This window comes from Actinomadura sp. 21ATH (assembly GCF_041951345.1).
Taxonomy (GTDB): Bacteria; Actinomycetota; Actinomycetes; order Streptosporangiales; family Streptosporangiaceae; genus Spirillospora.
In genome coordinates this window covers 1,314,503-1,330,186 of sequence record NZ_JBGNUR010000001.1, presented here as the reverse complement: position 1 = coordinate 1,330,186, position 15,684 = coordinate 1,314,503, and the positions used below count along the sequence as shown (strand labels likewise).

The 15,684-nt window shown below is 70.7% G+C and carries 13 protein-coding genes; all 13 read left to right on the top strand.

The window, feature by feature from the left end:
• Nucleotides 1-49 precede the first annotated feature (49 nt).
• The 13 genes from ACA361_RS06415 to nuoN are packed head-to-tail and all read left to right on the top strand — an operon-like array spanning nucleotide 50 to nucleotide 15,663.
• Nucleotides 50-604 carry a NuoB/complex I 20 kDa subunit family protein gene (locus ACA361_RS06415; RefSeq protein ID WP_375010826.1) on the top strand — a complete coding sequence of 185 codons (555 nt, stop codon included), beginning with the start codon at nucleotides 50-52 and terminating at the stop codon, nucleotides 602-604.
• Between the two features lie 49 nt (nucleotides 605-653).
• Complete coding sequence (locus tag ACA361_RS06410; protein WP_375010825.1) at nucleotides 654-1,400, top strand: NADH-quinone oxidoreductase subunit C; 747 nt, start codon at nucleotides 654-656, stop codon at nucleotides 1,398-1,400.
• 58 nt (nucleotides 1,401-1,458) lie between these two features.
• Nucleotides 1,459-2,808, top strand: a complete 1,350-nt coding sequence (locus ACA361_RS06405) for an NADH-quinone oxidoreductase subunit D (protein WP_375010824.1) — start codon at nucleotides 1,459-1,461, stop codon at nucleotides 2,806-2,808.
• Nucleotides 2,805-3,650, top strand: a complete 846-nt coding sequence (nuoE, locus tag ACA361_RS06400; protein ID WP_375010823.1) for an NADH-quinone oxidoreductase subunit NuoE — start codon at nucleotides 2,805-2,807, stop codon at nucleotides 3,648-3,650. Before ACA361_RS06405 ends, nuoE begins: the two co-directional genes overlap by 4 nt.
• On the top strand, nucleotides 3,647-4,945 hold the full coding sequence (gene nuoF, locus ACA361_RS06395; protein WP_375010822.1) for an NADH-quinone oxidoreductase subunit NuoF: 1,299 nt from the start codon (nucleotides 3,647-3,649) through the stop codon (nucleotides 4,943-4,945). Before nuoE ends, nuoF begins: the two co-directional genes overlap by 4 nt.
• A complete protein-coding gene (locus ACA361_RS06390; protein ID WP_375010821.1) occupies nucleotides 4,942-7,431 on the top strand; it encodes an NADH-quinone oxidoreductase subunit G in 2,490 nt (829 codons plus the stop codon). Before nuoF ends, ACA361_RS06390 begins: the two co-directional genes overlap by 4 nt.
• The gene (gene nuoH / locus ACA361_RS06385) at nucleotides 7,428-8,798 is read left to right on the top strand and encodes an NADH-quinone oxidoreductase subunit NuoH (protein ID WP_375010820.1); all 1,371 of its coding nucleotides are present in this window, start codon (nucleotides 7,428-7,430) and stop codon (nucleotides 8,796-8,798) included. Before ACA361_RS06390 ends, nuoH begins: the two co-directional genes overlap by 4 nt.
• A complete protein-coding gene (gene nuoI, locus ACA361_RS06380) occupies nucleotides 8,785-9,348 on the top strand; it encodes an NADH-quinone oxidoreductase subunit NuoI (RefSeq protein WP_375010819.1) in 564 nt (187 codons plus the stop codon). The genes nuoH and nuoI overlap by 14 nt, the downstream gene beginning before the upstream one ends.
• On the top strand, nucleotides 9,345-10,265 hold the full coding sequence (locus tag ACA361_RS06375) for an NADH-quinone oxidoreductase subunit J (RefSeq protein ID WP_375010818.1): 921 nt from the start codon (nucleotides 9,345-9,347) through the stop codon (nucleotides 10,263-10,265). Before nuoI ends, ACA361_RS06375 begins: the two co-directional genes overlap by 4 nt.
• Entirely contained in the window at nucleotides 10,262-10,561 is a 300-nt protein-coding gene (nuoK, locus tag ACA361_RS06370; protein ID WP_375010817.1) for an NADH-quinone oxidoreductase subunit NuoK, read from the top strand. Before ACA361_RS06375 ends, nuoK begins: the two co-directional genes overlap by 4 nt.
• A 10-nt stretch (nucleotides 10,562-10,571) precedes the next feature.
• A complete protein-coding gene (gene nuoL / locus ACA361_RS06365; protein WP_375010816.1) occupies nucleotides 10,572-12,485 on the top strand; it encodes an NADH-quinone oxidoreductase subunit L in 1,914 nt (637 codons plus the stop codon).
• A complete protein-coding gene (locus ACA361_RS06360) occupies nucleotides 12,485-14,065 on the top strand; it encodes an NADH-quinone oxidoreductase subunit M (RefSeq protein WP_375010815.1) in 1,581 nt (526 codons plus the stop codon). The genes nuoL and ACA361_RS06360 overlap by 1 nt, the downstream gene beginning before the upstream one ends.
• A complete protein-coding gene (gene nuoN, locus ACA361_RS06355; RefSeq protein WP_375010814.1) occupies nucleotides 14,062-15,663 on the top strand; it encodes an NADH-quinone oxidoreductase subunit NuoN in 1,602 nt (533 codons plus the stop codon). Before ACA361_RS06360 ends, nuoN begins: the two co-directional genes overlap by 4 nt.
• Nucleotides 15,664-15,684: the final 21 nt, after the last annotated feature.

Genomic DNA, 15,684 nt, shown 5'->3' with positions numbered 1-15,684 from the left:
AGGGAAGCGCGCACCATAAGGCGCGCCGGAGCGGAGCGGGGGCGCTGAGATGGGTCTAGAGGAGAAACTCCCCAGTGGTTTCCTGCTGACCACGGTCGAGCAGGTCGCCGGTTGGGCGCGCAAGAGCTCGGTCTGGCCCGCGACGTTCGGGCTGGCGTGCTGCGCCATCGAGATGATGGCCGCCGGCGACCCGCGGCACGACTTCTCCCGCTGGGGGATGGAACGCGCCTCGGCCACCCCCCGGCAGGCCGACCTGATGATCGTCGCGGGCCGGGTGAGCCAGAAGATGGCCCCGGTCCTGCGGCAGATCTACGACCAGATGACCGAGCCCAAGTGGGTCATCGCGATGGGCGTGTGCGCCTCGTCGGGCGGCATGTTCAACAACTACGCGATCGTGCAGGGCGTCGACCACATCGTCCCGGTGGACATCTACCTGCCCGGCTGCCCGCCGCGGCCGGAGATGCTGCTGGACGCGATCCTGAAGCTGCACGACAAGATCCAGAACACCAAGCTCGGCCCGCAGCGCAAGGCGCAGATCGCCGAGCTGGAAGAGGCCAAGCGCCGCCAGCTCCCGCTGCTCGGCCAGCCGGGAGGTGCTGTATGAGCGAGCTGCACGGCCTGAATGCGGCCCGGAGGCGAGCGGGGGGCGCGGCGTGAGCTCCCAGCATCCCGAGCAGAAGGCCGAGCAGGCCGCCGACCAGCTGCCCGCGCACTCCGAGGAGGAGCGCAAGGAGCAGCCGATCGCGCGGACGGGCATGTTCGGCGCCAAGACCACCGGTGACACCTCCGGATACGGCGGACTCGTCGTGCGGCAGAGCCCCAAGGTGTCCTCTCCGCGCCCCTACGGCGGTCCCGAGGGCACCGCCGACGAAGGCCCGTTCGACGAGGTCGCGAACGAGCTGGAGCGGGCCCTGCCCGACTTCGGCGACGCGATCGAGCGGGTCGTGGTCGACCGCGGCGAGATGACGTTCTTCGTCAAGCGGGAGCACATCGAGACGGTCGCGCGCACCATGCGGGACGACCCGAAGCTGCGCTTCGAGCTGCTCAGCGGCGTGTCCGGCGTGCACTACCCGCAGGACACCGGCGCCGAGCTGCACGCCGTCTACCACCTGCTGTCCATCACCCACAACCGGCGGGTGCGGCTGGAGACCACCGCGCCCGACGCCGACCCGCACGTCCCGTCGGTCGTCCCGGTGTATCCGACCGCCGACTGGCACGAGCGGGAGACCTACGACTTCTTCGGGCTCGTCTTCGACGGGCACCCGGCGCTGACCCGGATCGAGATGCCCGACGACTGGGTCGGCCATCCGCAGCGCAAGGACTACCCCCTCGGCGGCATCCCCGTCGAGTACCGCGGCGCCGAGATCCCGCCGCCGGACGAAAGGAGGTCGTACACGTGAGCCCTGAAGCGAGGTGCACCGTGAGCGGCCGCGCGGCGGCTCGACTGAGGAGCGCAGCATGAGTCCTTCCACCAAGTACACCGAGTACGACGCGTACGCGGCCGACGAGGCGGCGGAGGGCAAGGTCTTCGACGTCTCCGGCCAGGACTGGGACCAGGTCGTCGCGGGCGCCGAGGACCTCGGCGACGAGCGGCTGGTCGTCAACATGGGGCCGCAGCACCCGTCCACGCACGGCGTGCTCCGGATCATCCTGACGCTCGACGGTGAGACGGTGAACGAGGCCCGGGTGGGCATCGGCTACCTGCACACCGGCATCGAGAAGAACATGGAGTTCCGGACCTGGACCCAGGGCACCACGTTCTGCACCCGGATGGACTACCTGGCGCCGATCTTCAACGAGACGGCGTACTGCCTGGGCGTGGAGCGGCTGCTGGGGATCGAGGACCGGATCCCGGAGCGGGCCCAGATCATCCGCGTGATGATGATGGAGCTCAACCGGATCTCCTCGCACCTGGTCGCGATCGCCACGTTCGGCCTGGAGCTGGGCGCGACGACGGTGATGCTGAACGGGTTCATCGAGCGCGAGTACACGCTCGACCTGTTCGAGGAGATCACCGGCCTGCGGATGAACATGGCGTACGTCCGGCCGGGCGGCGTCGCGCAGGACCTGCCGAGCGGCGCGATCAGCAAGATCGAGGACTATCTGGAGCGGATGCCGAAGCGCATCCAGGCGCTGCGCAAGCTGATGGACGCCAACCCGGTCTACCTGGCGCGGACGAAGGACGTCGCGCACCTGGACCTGACCGGCTGCATGGCGCTGGGCATCACCGGCCCGGTGCTGCGCGCGACCGGCATCCCGTGGGACCTGCGCAAGTCGCAGCCCTACTGCGGTTACGAGACCTACGACTTCGAGACCGCCACCGAGACCGGCAGCGACGTGTACGCCCGCTATCTCGTCCGCATGACGGAGATGGAGGAGTCGCTGAAGATCGTCCGGCAGTGCGTGGACCGGCTGCGCGGGTCCAAGGGCCCGGTGATGATCGAGGACAAGAAGATCGGCTGGCCGGCGCAGCTGGCGATCGGCGCGGACGGCATGGGCAACTCGCCCCGGCACATCGCGCACATCATGGGCACCTCGATGGAGGCCCTGATCCACCACTTCAAGCTGGTGACCGAGGGCTTCCGGGTGCCGGCCGGGCAGGCGTACGTGCCGATCGAGTCGCCGCGCGGCGAACTGGCGGCGCACGTGGTGAGCGACGGCGGGACGCGCCCGTTCCGGGTGCACTTCCGCGACCCGTCGTTCACGAACCTGCAGGCCGTCCCGGCGATGTGCGAGGGCGGAATGATCGCGGACGTCATCGCGGCGGTCGCGAGTCTCGACCCGGTGATGGGGGGTGTGGACCGATGACGGTTCCGGACACGAACAGGCAGGTGCCGGTGGCCGCGCCGGTGGTCCCGGAGAAGGCCGAACCCTTCGACCCGGCGGTGCGCGAACGGCTGGAGCGGGACGCCAAGGAGATCATCGCCCGCTATCCCAAGCCGCGCTCGGCGCTGCTGCCGATGCTGCACCTGGTGCAGTCCGCGGACGGGTACGTCTCCCAGCGCGGGATCGAGTTCTGCGCCGAGCAGCTGGGCATCACGTCCGCGCAGGTCACGGGCGTCGCGACGTTCTACACGATGTACAAGCGCGAGCCGGTCGGCGAGTACCACGTCGGCGTCTGCATCAACACGCTGTGCGCGGTCATGGGCGGCGACCAGATCTGGAGCGAGCTGAGCGACCATCTGGGCGTCGGCCACGATCAGGCGACCCCGGACGGGAAGGTCAGCCTGGAGCGGATCGAGTGCAACGCCGCGTGCGACTTCGCGCCGGTGATGACGGTCAACTGGGAGTTCTTCGACGACATGACTCCCGAGAAGGCCAGGGCGCTGGTGGACGACCTCCGCGCCGGTAAGCAAGTGCTTCCTTCACGGGGCCCGTCGTCGCTGTGCTCGTGGAAGGACGCGAGCCGCGTGCTGGCCGGGTTCCCCGACGGGCGCGCGCACGAGGGCCTCCAGGCCGGGCCGCAGTCGCTGGTCGGCCTGGAACTGGCCAAGGAGCGCGGCTGGGAGGCGCCGGCGACGGACGCCGACCGTGCCGCGCCGCACGAGCCGGTGAAGCCGGGAGAGGTCACCGACCCGCCGCCGAACGAGCCCGGCAAGCCCATCGGCGGCCAGGTCAAGCCCGGTACGCAGGAGGGCCGCAACCAATGACCACGCTCACCCCCATCCTCACCAGGGAATGGGACAAGGCCGACTCGTTCACCCGCGAGGGGTACGAGCGCGCGGGCGGCTACCGCGCCCTGCGCACGGCGCTGGCCATGCCGCCGGACGACATCATCCAGGCCGTCAAGGACTCCGGCCTCCGCGGCCGCGGCGGCGCGGGCTTCCCCACCGGCATGAAGTGGGGCTTCATCCCGCAGGACGGCAAGCCGCACTACCTGGTGGTGAACGCCGACGAGTCCGAGCCGGGCACGTGCAAGGACATCCCGCTGATGATGGCCAACCCGCACGTGCTCATCGAGGGCATCGTCATCAGCTCGTTCGCCATCCGCGCCAACCACGCGTTCATCTACGTGCGCGGCGAGGTGCTGCACGTCATCCGCCGGCTCCAGCAGGCGGTCGCCGAGGCGTACGAGGCCGGCTACCTGGGCCGCGACATCCTCGGCTCCGGCTTCGACCTGGAGCTGGTCGTGCACAGCGGCGCCGGCGCGTACATCTGCGGCGAGGAGACAGCGCTGCTCGACTCGCTGGAGGGGTACCGCGGCCAACCGAGGCTGAAGCCTCCCTTCCCTGCCGTCGCGGGCCTGTACGGCGGGCCCACTGTCATCAACAACGTCGAGTCGATCTCCTCGGTTCCCTCGATCATCGAGAACGGCGCCGACTGGTTCGCGGCGATGGGCACCGAGAAGTCCCAGGGGTACGGGATCTTCTCGCTGTCCGGGCACGTGACGAAGCCGGGCCAGTACGAGGCGCCGCTGGGCATCACGCTGCGCGAGCTGCTCGACATGGCGGGCGGGATCAGGAGCGGGCACCGGCTGAAGTTCTGGACGCCGGGCGGCTCGTCCACCCCGATCTTCACCGACGAGCACCTGGACGTTCCGCTGGACTTCGAGTCGGTGGGCGCGGCCGGGTCCATGCTCGGCACCCGTGCCCTCCAGATCTTCGACGAGACGACCTGCGTCGTCCGCGCGGTGCTGCGCTGGTCGGAGTTCTACGCGCACGAGTCGTGCGGCAAGTGCACGCCGTGCCGCGAAGGCACGTACTGGTACAAGCAGATGCTCAAGCGGCTGGAGGCCGGCCAGGGCGAGGAGAAGGACCTGGAGACGCTCCTGGACCTGTCCGACAACATCCTCGGCCGGTCGTTCTGCGCGCTGGGCGACGGCGCGACCAGCCCGGTGGTGTCGTCCATCAAGCTCTTCCGCGACGAGTACCTCCAGCACTTCGAGCAGGGCGGCTGTCCGTTCGACCCGGCCGCCTCCACCCTCTGGGGAGGTGGGAGCAAGTGACCGCGACCAAGCCCGAGGCCGAGGTCGAGAAGGCCGTCGAGATGGTCGGCGTGACCATCGACGGCTTCGAGATCGAGGTCCCGAAGGGCACGCTGATCATCCGGGCCGCCGAGCTGCTGGGCATCCAGATCCCGCGGTTCTGCGACCACCCGCTGCTCGACCCGGTCGGGGCCTGCCGGCAGTGCCTGGTGGAGATCCCGGACGCCGGGAACGGCCGCGGGATGCCCAAGCCGCAGGCGTCCTGCACGACGACCGTGATGCCCGGCATGGTGATCAAGACGCAGCTCACCTCGCCGGTGGCCGACAAGGCGCAGCACGGCGTGATGGAGCTGCTGCTGATCAACCACCCGCTGGACTGCCCGGTCTGCGACAAGGGCGGCGAGTGCCCGCTGCAGAACCAGGCGATGTCGAACGGGCAGGGCGAATCCCGGTTCGCCGAGGCCAAGCGGACGTTCCCCAAGCCGATCCCGCTGTCCAGCCAGGTGCTGCTCGACCGGGAACGCTGCATCCAGTGCGCCCGCTGCACCCGGTTCTCCGACCAGATCGCCGGTGACGCGTTCATCGACCTGTTCGAGCGCGGCGCCAAGGAGCAGGTCGGGGCGGCCGACGGCAAGCCGTTCCAGTCGTACTTCTCCGGCAACACGGTCCAGATCTGCCCGGTCGGCGCGCTGACCGGCGCGGCGTACCGGTTCCGGTCGCGGCCGTTCGACCTGGTCTCGACGCCGAGCACGTGCGAGCACTGCGCGGGCGGCTGCGCGCTCCGCACCGACCACCGGCGCGGCAAGGTCACCCGGCGGCTGGCCGGTGACGACCCGCAGGTGAACGAGGAGTGGAACTGCGACAAGGGCCGGTGGGCGTTCACCTACGCCACCCAGCCCGACCGGCTGACCCACCCCCTCGTCCGGAACGAGGACGGCGTCCTGGAGACCGCGTCCTGGCCCGAGGCGCTGACCCTCGCCGCCCGCGGCCTGGCCCGCGGCAAGGCCAAGGGCGCCGCGGTGCTGACCGGCGGGCGGGTGACGCTGGAGGACGCGTACGCGTACGCCAAGTTCGCCCGGATCGCGCTCGGCACCAACGACATCGACTTCCGGGCGCGGGCCCACTCGGCCGAGGAGGCCGAGTTCCTCGCCTCCTCGGTGGCGGGCCGCCCGATCGAGGTCACCTACTCCGACCTGGAGAAGGCGCCCGCGGTGCTGCTCGCCGGCCTGGAGCCGGAGGAGGAGTCGGCGATCGTCTTCCTGCGGCTGCGCAAGGCGTTCCGCAAGAAGGGCCTGAAGGTCTTCGCGGTGGCGCCGTTCGCCACCCGGGGCCTGGAGAAGATGGGCGGCACGCTGATCCGGTCGCTGCCGGGGGCCGAGGCCGAGGCACTCGGCTCGCTGGTCGCCGACGGCGCGAGCGCGCCCGCCCGCGAGGCGCTGGAGTCGCCCGGGGCGGTGATCCTCGTCGGCGAGCGGCTGGCCGGCAGCCCCGGCGCGCTGTCCAGCGCGGTCCGGCTGGCGCAGGTCACCGGCGCCCGGCTGGCGTGGGTGCCGCGCCGGGCCGGGGAGCGCGGCGCGATCGAGGCCGGGGCGCTGCCCGGGCTGCTGCCGATCGGCCGCCCGGTCACCGACCCCGCCGCCCGCGCCGAGGTCGCCCGCGCCTGGTCCGTGGCGGACCTGCCCGCCGCCCCCGGCCGGGACGGCGCGGCGATCGTCGCGGCCGGTGCCGTCGGCGAGCTGGGCGCGCTGCTGGTCGGCGGCGTCGACCCGTACGACCTGCCCGACCCCGAGGCGATGCTGGCGGCGCTGGAGGCCACCCCGTTCGTGGTGAGCCTGGAGCAGCGGGTCAGCGCGGTCACCGACCGCGCCGACGTGGTGCTGCCGGTCGCGGCCGTCGCGGAGAAGTCCGGGACGTTCGTCGACTGGGAGGGCCGCGGCCGCCCGTTCGACACCGTGCTGAAGTCCGCCGGGACGATGTCCGACCTGCGGGTGCTGAACGCGCTGGCCGGCGAGCTGGACGTGCACCTGGCGCTGCCGGGGCCGGAGGCCGCCAAGCGCGAGCTGTCCGAACTGGGCGCCTACCGGGGCGAGCGGCCCGCGGCGCCGAGCGCGACGCTGGGCGCCGCGCCGCAGCCGGGCAGCGGCGAGGCGCTGCTGGCCAGCTGGCGGCTGCTGCTCGACCGGGGCCGGATGCAGGACGGCGAGCCGTACCTGGCCGGTACGGCCAAGCCCGCGGTAGCCCGGCTCTCGCCCGCCACCGCCCGCGAGATCGGCGCGGTCGGCACGGCCGCCGGCGACGCCGGAACGGCCGCGACCGTCACGGCCGGGACCGTCACCGTCACGGTCAGCACGGCGCGCGGCGCGGTGACGCTCCCGCTGGAGATCACCCCGGACCTGCCCGACCGCGTGGTCTGGCTGCCGGGCGACTCGGCGGGCTGCTCGCTGTACCGCGACCTGGGCGCGACCGCCGGCAGCGTGGTCAAGATCTCGACCGGAGGCGCGTCATGAGCCTGAGGGTGTCGTCCGTACTCGCGGCCGCGCCGCCCGACCCCACCCTGGAGGGCTCGTTCGGCCGCGACCCGTGGTGGCTGATCGGCGGCAAGGTGCTGGCCGTCTTCGTCTTCCTCGTGCTGACCGTGCTGCTGACGATGTGGATCGAGCGCCGCGTCATCGGCCGCATGCAGCTGCGCGTCGGCCCCAACCGGGCCGGGCCCTTCGGCCTGCTCCAGGGCCTCGCCGACGGCGTCAAGCTGGCGCTGAAGGAGGACATCGTCCCCCGGAACGTCGACAAGGTCGTCTTCGTCCTGGCGCCGATCATGTCGGCGGTGCCGGCGTTCATCTCGTTCATCATCATCCCGTTCGGGCCGACGGTGTCGGTCTTCGGGCACCACACCCCGCTGCAGGGCACCGACCTGCCGGTCGCGGTGCTGCTCGTGCTGGCGATGTCGTCGATGGGCGTGTACGGGATCGTGCTGGCCGGCTGGTCGTCGATGTCGCCGTACTCGCTGCTGGGCGGGCTGCGCTCGTCCGCGCAGGTGATCTCGTACGAGATCGCGATGGGGCTGTCGTTCGTGGCGGTGTTCCTGTTCGCCGGCTCGATGTCGACGACCGAGATCGTCAACGCGCAGGCCGACCGGTGGTTCGTGCTGCTGCTGCTCCCGTCGTTCGTGATCTACGTGGTCACGATGATGGGCGAGTCCAACCGGATCCCGTTCGACCTCCCCGAGGGCGAGGGCGAGCTGGTCGGCGGCTTCCACACCGAGTACTCGTCGCTGAAGTTCGCGATGTTCTTCCTCGCGGAGTACATCAACCTGGCGACGCTGTCGGCGCTGGCGACCACGCTGTTCCTGGGCGGCTGGCGCGCCCCGGCGCCGATCTCCACGGTGTGGGAGGGCGCCAACGCGGGCTGGTGGCCGCTGCTGTGGTTCATCGCGAAGATGGGGCTGTTCATCTTCTTCTTCATCTGGCTGCGCGGCTCGCTGCCGCGGGTCCGGTACGACCAGCTGATGAAGCTCGGCTGGAAGGTCCTGATGCCGGTCTCGCTCGGCTGGATCATGCTGGTCGCCACCGTCCGCGCCCTCCAGCTGGAGGGCTACGACATGCGCCAGATCATGCTGTACGGCGCGGTCGCCGCGGGCGTTGTGCTGATCGCCACGATCCTGTGGGAGACGATGCGCGGCGGCGACGGCGAGGCGGCGAAGGAGATCGTCCCGGGCGCGGGCTCCGGTACGGGCACGGGGACGGGCGCGGGCGGCGAGGCCGCGCCGGCGTTCCCCGTCCCGCCGATGGACGCCCCGCACTACCACGGCCGCCGCGCGCAGGCGTCGCAGCCGGTCACGACCACGCGTGAGGAGGTCGGAAGTGGGACTCACTGACTTCCTGAACCCGGTCAAGGGGTTCGGGGTCTCGTTCCATCAGATGTTCATGAAGAGCGAGACCGTCCAGTATCCCGAGGTGAAGAAGCCGACCGCGCCGCGCTTCCACGGCCGTCACCAGCTCAACCGGTGGCCGGACGGGCTGGAGAAGTGCATCGGCTGCGAGCTGTGCGCGTGGGCCTGCCCGGCCGACGCGATCTACGTGGAGGGCGCCGACAACACCGCCGAGGAGCGCTACTCCCCGGGCGAGCGGTACGGCCGCGTCTACCAGATCAACTACCTGCGCTGCATCCTGTGCGGCCTGTGCATCGAGGCGTGCCCGACCCGGGCGCTCACGATGACCAACGAGTACGAGCTCGCCGACGACAGCCGCGAGAGCCTGATCTACACCAAGGACATGCTGCTGGCGCCGCTGCGCGAGGGCATGGAGCAGCCCCCGCACGAGATGCGCCTGGGCGAGACCGAGGAGGACTACTACCGCCTCGGCCTCCAGTCCGACGAGTCCGCGGAGAAGGGGACGGGCGCCGCGGAGAGGAGTGAGTCCAAGTGAGTCCCGACGTGGTTGCGGCGCAGGTCGCCGACGCCCAGCCGGGAGAGCCGTTCATCTTCTGGCTGCTGGCCGTCGTGTCGGTCTGCGCCGCCCTCGGCATGATCTTCATGCGGAAGGCGGTGCACTCGGCGCTGCTGCTCGCGACCGTGATGCTGTCGCTGGCCGCGCTGTACGCGGTGCAGGACGCCCCGTTCCTGGCGTTCGTGCAGGTGATCGTCTACACCGGCGCGGTGCTGATGCTCTTCCTGTTCGTGCTGATGCTGGTCGGCGTCAGCTCCACCGACTCGCTGGTGGAGACGATCCGGGCGCAGCGGATCTGGGCGGCGGTCGCCGCCCTCGGCTTCCTGACCCTGCTCGGGCTGGGCTTCGGCGACGCGGCCCTGTCCGACTCGGCGGGCGTGGCCGCGGCCAACAGCGACGGCGGCAACGTCGTCGCGCTCGCCCGGCTCATCTTCGGCAAGTACGTGTTCGCGTTCGAGGCGACCAGCGCGCTGCTGATCACCGCGGCGCTGGGCGCGATGGTGCTGGCGCACCGCGAGCGCACCACGCCCAAGCCGACGCAGCGCGACCTGGCCGCGAAGCGGTTCGCGAGCGGCGCCCACCCGGGCCCGCTGCCCGGGCCCGGCACGTACGCGCGGCACAACGCGGTCGACATGCCGGCGCTGCTGCCCGACGGCTCGGTCTCCGAGCTGTCGATCAACCCGGTCATCGCGGCCCGTACCGACACCGCCGAGCGGCACGCCGACCTGTACGGCGACACCGAGGAGCAGGCGGTCGAGCAGGACGTCGCCGCGGTCAAGGCCGTGACCGGGGAGGCCCGCGACGCCGCCGCCGGCGCCGAGGGCCGCGAGGTCAAGGCCGGGACGCCCGCCGCGGGCGGCGCGACCGCTCCTAGCGAAGGCGAGGCTGGTCAATGAGTCCCGGGCACTACCTGGCGCTCTCGGCGATCCTGTTCACCATCGGCGCCGCCGGCGTGCTCGTGCGCCGCAACGCGATCGTGGTCTTCATGTGCATTGAGCTCATGCTCAACGCGACCAACCTGGCGTTCGTCTCGTTCGCCCGGATGCACGGCAACCTCGACGGCCAGATCATCGCGTTCTTCGTGATGGTGGTGGCCGCGGCGGAGGTCGTGGTGGGCCTGGCGATCATCATGACCATCTTCCGGACCCGCAGGTCCTCGTCGGTCGACGACGCGAACCTGCTGAAGTACTGAGAGGCCAGGGATGAAAGCGGAAGGCATCCAGGCCCTGGCCTGGCTCCTGATCGCGCTCCCGCTGGCCGGCGCGGCGATCCTGCTCCTGGGCGGGCGCCGTACCGACAAGTGGGGGCACCTGCTCGGGGTCACGATGTCGCTGGCCGCCTTCGCGGTCGGCGCGGCGATGTTCGTCCAGATGCTCGGGTACGGCCCGGAGGAGCGGCGGCGCACCGTCCACCTGTGGGAGTTCTTCCACGCCGGCTCGTTCAGGGCCGACATGGGACTGCTGGTGGATCCGCTGTCCATCAGCTTCGTGCTGCTGATCACCGGTGTGGGCTCGCTGATCCACGTCTACTCCATCGGCTACATGGCCGACGACCCCGACCGGCGCCGGTTCTTCGCGTACCTGAACCTGTTCGTCGCGGCGATGCTGCTGCTGGTGCTGGGCGACAACTACCTGGCGATGTTCATCGGCTGGGAGGGCGTCGGCCTCGCCTCGTACCTGCTGATCGGGTTCTGGCAGTACAAGCCGTCCGCGGCGACGGCGGCGAAGAAGGCGTTCGTCGTCAACCGGGTCGGTGACATCGGCTTCCTGACGGCGATCATGCTGATGTTCGGCACGTTCGGGACGGTCGGGTTCGAGCAGATCCTGGGCGAGGGCGCCGAGCACGTCGGGCTGGCCTCGCAGCTGAGCACCGGCACGGCGACCGCGCTGGGGCTGCTGCTCCTGCTCGGCGCGTGCGGCAAGTCGGCGCAGCTGCCGCTCCAGTCCTGGCTGCTGGACGCGATGGAGGGCCCGACCCCGGTGTCGGCCCTGATCCACGCCGCCACGATGGTGACCGCGGGCGTCTACCTGATCGTCCGGTCCGCGCCGATCTTCGAGATGTCGGAGACCGCGCAGCTGGTCGTGACGATCGTCGGCGCGGCCACCCTGCTCGCCGGTGCGATCATCGGTACCGGCAAGGACGACATCAAGAAGGCGCTGGCCGGCTCGACGATGTCGCAGATCGGCTACATGCACCTGGCCGCCGGGCTCGGCAAGGCCGGGTACGCCATCGCCATCGCGCACCTGATCGCGCACGGCTTCTTCAAGGCGGGCCTGTTCCTCGGCGCCGGCTCGGTCATGCACGGCATGAAGGACGACGTGAACATGCGCCACTACGGCGCGCTGCGCGGGATGATGGTCGTCACCTGGGCCACCTTCGGGCTCGGCTTCCTGGCGATCATCGGGTTCCCGCCGTTCTCCGGCTACTTCACCAAGGACGGCATCATCGAGGCGGCCTTCGCCCACGGGGGCACCTCGGGCCTGATCCTCGGCTCGTGCGCGCTGCTCGGCGCCGGCATCACCGCGTACTACATGTCCCGGGTCATGTTCATGACCTTCTACGGGGAGAAGCGCTGGGACGAGGACGTGCACCCGCACGAGTCGCCCAAGGTGATGACCGTGCCGCTGATCCTGCTGGCCGTCGGCTCCATCGGCGCCGGCGGCTTCCTGGTGCTCGGCGGCTTCTCCGACTTCCTGGAGCCGGTCGTCGGCCACCCCGAGGAGCACCACGGGTTCAACCCGGTCGCGGTGCCCGGCCTGATCGCGCTGGCGCTGATGGTCGCCGGCGTCGCGATCGCCTGGCGGCAGTACGGCGCCCGCAAGGTGCCGCGCGAGCAGCCCAAGGGCTCGTTCGTCACGGTCGCGGCCCGCAAGGACCTCTACGGTGACGCCCTGAACGAGTCGCTGCTCATGCGGCCCGGCCAGTGGCTGACCCGGCTCGCGGTCTGGTTCGACGGCCGGGGCGTCGACGGCCTGGTCAACGGCCTGGCGGCCGGGGTCGGCGGCAGCTCCGGACGCGTCCGGCGCATCCAGACCGGCTTCGTCCGCTCGTACGCACTGTCCATGTTCTTGGGCGCGGCCATCGTCGTCGGCGCGCTCCTGGTGGTGAACGTCTGATGGAAGACTTTCCCTGGCTGAGCGTCCTCATCGCGCTCCCCGCGCTGGGCGCGCTGCTGGTGGGCGTGCTGCCGAGGGCGGGCGAGGCGCTGGTCAAGCAGGTCGCGCTCGGCGTCTCGCTGCTGGTCGCCGCGGGCACCGTGGCGATGACGGCGGCGTTCGACACCGGCGGGCCGCGGTTCCAGTTCGAGGAGAAGTACGACTGGATCCCGCAGTTCGGCGTGCACTGGGCGCTCGGCGTCGACGGCGTCGCGCTGGTGCTGGTGCTGCTGTCGGTGATCCTCGTCCCGCTGGTCATCCTGGCCTCCTGGAACGAGGCCGACCGGTCCGGCGGCGTGGACGTGCCCGCCAAGCGGTCGGTGAAGACGTACTTCGCGCTGCTGCTGGCGCTGGAAGCGATGATGATCGGCGTCTTCGCGGCGACCGACGTCTTCCTCTTCTACGTCTTCTTCGAGGCGATGCTGATCCCGGTGTACTTCCTCATCGGGTCCTACGGCGGCGCGCAGCGCTCGTACGCCGCGGTGAAGTTCCTGCTGTACTCGCTGTTCGGCGGGCTGCTGATGCTCGTCGCGGTCCTCTGGCTCTACCCGCTGTCGGCCAAGCCGGTCGGCGAGGGCGGCCTGGGGCACGGGACGTTCCTCTTCAGCGAGCTGAGCACGATGGACATCGACCCGACGACGGCCAAGTGGCTGTTCCTCGGGTTCTTCATCGCGTTCGCGATCAAGGCGCCGATGGTGCCGGTGCACACCTGGCTTCCGGACGCCGCGCAGCAGGCCCCGGCCGGCGCGCTGGTGCTGATCGTCGGCGTGCTCGACAAGGTCGGCACGTACGGCATGCTGCGGTTCTGCCTGGAGCTGTTCCCCGGCGCGTCCAAGTGGGCGACGCCGGTCGTGCTCGGCTTCGCGGTGCTCAGCATCGTCTACGGCGCGGTGCTGGCCATCGGGCAGGTCGACCTGAAGCGGCTGGTCGCCTACACCTCGATCTCCCACTTCGGGTTCATCGTGCTGGGCATCTTCGCGATGACCACCGCGGCGCAGTCCGGCGCCGCGCTCTACATGGTGAACCACGGGTTCTCGACCGGCGCGCTGTTCCTGCTGGTCGGCTTCATGATCGTACGGCGCCGGTCGGCCCGGATCGGCGACTACGGCGGCGTCCAGAAGGTCGCGCCGGTGCTGGCCGGGACGTTCCTGGTGGCGGGCCTGTCCGGGCTGTCGCTGCCGGGGCTGTCGCCGTTCGTCTCGGAGTTCCTGGTCTTCACCGGGACCTTCGCCCGCTACAAGGTGCCCGCGGTGATCGCCACGATCGCCATCGTGCTGGCCGCGATCTACATCCTGTGGATGTACCAGCGGACGATGGGCGGTCCGGTCGCCGAAGGAGCCAAGGGCATGAAGGACCTGTCCGGCCGGGAGAAGCTGGCGATCGGCCCGATCATCGCGATCATCATCGCGCTGGGCTTCTTCCCGCAGCCGCTCCTGAACGTGATCAACCCGTCGGTGGAGAAGACGCTGGTCCGGGTGGACCAGCGCGATCCGGCGCCGGAGATCACCGGCAACGTCGCTGAGAACGGAGCCCGTCCATGACCCCCAGCCAGGTGAGCGCGGCGATCACCGCGCTCGACGCGAACGGCGGCGTCCTCGCCGACGGCTCGCCGATCCCGGCGCCGCACATCGAGTACGGGCAGCTCGCGCCGCTCCTGCTGGTCTTCGGCGCGGCGATCGTCGGCGTGCTGATCGAGGCGTTCTTCCGGCGGTCCTGGCGCTTCCCGTCCCAGGTGGTGGTGGCCGCCGCGTCGATGATCGGCGCGCTCGTCTGGACGATCGTGCTGGCCGTCCGGGACGAGCCGTTCCACGTCGCCGCCGAGGGCGCGCTCGCGGTGGACGGCCCCACGCTGTTCCTCCAGGGCACCATCCTGGTGCTGGCCCTGATCAGCCTGCTGCTGATCGTCGAGCGCAAGCAGGGCCACTTCGCCGCGCAGGCCGCGGCCCTGCCGGGCAGCGAGGCCGAGCAGGAGTCGATGTCGGCCGGGATCACCCAGACCGAGGTGTTCCCGCTGATGAGCTTCGCGGTCGCCGGGATGATGATGTTCCCGGCGTCCAACGACCTGCTCACCATGTTCATCGCCCTGGAGATCCTGTCGCTGCCGCTGTACCTGCTGTGCGGGCTCGCCCGCCGGCGGCGGCTGCTGTCGCAGGAGGCCGCGCTCAAGTACTTCCTGCTCGGCGCGTTCTCCTCGGCGTTCTTCCTGTACGGCGCCGCGCTGCTGTACGGCTACTCCGGCTCGGTCCGGCTGTCGGTCATCGGCGCGCAGCTGGAGAAGGGCGCCGGCAGCGAGACGCTGCTGCTGGCCGGGGTGGCGCTGCTGTCGGTCGGGCTGCTGTTCAAGCTCGGCGCGGTGCCGTTCCACATGTGGAAGCCGGACGTGTACCAGGGCGCCCCCACGCCGATCACCGCGCTGATGGCGTCCTGCACGCTGGTGTCGGCGTTCGGCGCGATGCTGCGGGTCTACTACGTGGCGCTGGAGCAGCTGCGGTGGGACTGGCGCCCGGCGATGTGGGGCGTGGCCATTCTCACAATGGTGGCGGGCGCGGTGATCGCGATCACCCAGACCGACATCAAGCGGATGCTGGCCTACTCCTCGGTCGCCCACGCGGGCTTCCTGCTCATGGGCGTCATCGCCACGTCCCCGAACGGGCTGTCGGGCACGCTGTTCTACCTCGCCGCGTACGGCTTCACCACGGTCGGCGCCTTCGCGGTCGTCACGATGGTGCGGGACGCGGGCGGCGAGGCGGGGCACCTGTCCCGCTGGGCCGGGCTCGGCAAGCGCTCCCCGGTGGTGGCCGGCGTCTTCGCCTTCTTCCTGCTGGCCTTCGCCGGGATCCCGCTCACCAGCGGGTTCACCGGCAAGTTCGCGGTGTTCAAGGCGGCGATCGAGGAGGGCGCCACCCCGCTGGTCGTGGTGGGCGTGCTGTCGTCGGCGATCGCGGCGTTCTTCTACGTCCGCGTCATCGTCGTGATGTTCTTCAGCGAGCCGGAGGCGGACGGCCCCTCGGTCGTCGCCGGACCGGCGACCGCGGCGGCGGTCGCGCTCGGCCTGACGGCTACTGTTGTACTCGGTGTGCTCCCTCAGCCGATGCTGGACCTTGCGGGGCATGCCGCGACACAGATGTTCGTCCGGTAGCGGTCCGCTAGGGGGTCTTGG

Bases quoted from the DNA above. Each gene is read 5' to 3' on its own strand.
- ACA361_RS06415 (WP_375010826.1), top strand. From the start codon at position 50: ATGGGTCTAGAGGAGAAACTCCCCAGTGGTTTCCTGCTGACCACGGTC.
- ACA361_RS06405 (WP_375010824.1), top strand. From the start codon at position 1,459: ATGAGTCCTTCCACCAAGTACACCGAGTACGACGCGTACGCGGCCGAC.
- nuoE (WP_375010823.1), top strand. From the start codon at position 2,805: ATGACGGTTCCGGACACGAACAGGCAGGTGCCGGTGGCCGCGCCGGTG.
- nuoF (WP_375010822.1), top strand. From the start codon at position 3,647: ATGACCACGCTCACCCCCATCCTCACCAGGGAATGGGACAAGGCCGAC.
- nuoH (WP_375010820.1), top strand. From the start codon at position 7,428: ATGAGCCTGAGGGTGTCGTCCGTACTCGCGGCCGCGCCGCCCGACCCC.
- nuoK (WP_375010817.1), top strand. From the start codon at position 10,262: ATGAGTCCCGGGCACTACCTGGCGCTCTCGGCGATCCTGTTCACCATC.
- nuoL (WP_375010816.1), top strand. From the start codon at position 10,572: ATGAAAGCGGAAGGCATCCAGGCCCTGGCCTGGCTCCTGATCGCGCTC.
- ACA361_RS06360 (WP_375010815.1), top strand. From the start codon at position 12,485: ATGGAAGACTTTCCCTGGCTGAGCGTCCTCATCGCGCTCCCCGCGCTG.
- nuoN (WP_375010814.1), top strand. From the start codon at position 14,062: ATGACCCCCAGCCAGGTGAGCGCGGCGATCACCGCGCTCGACGCGAAC.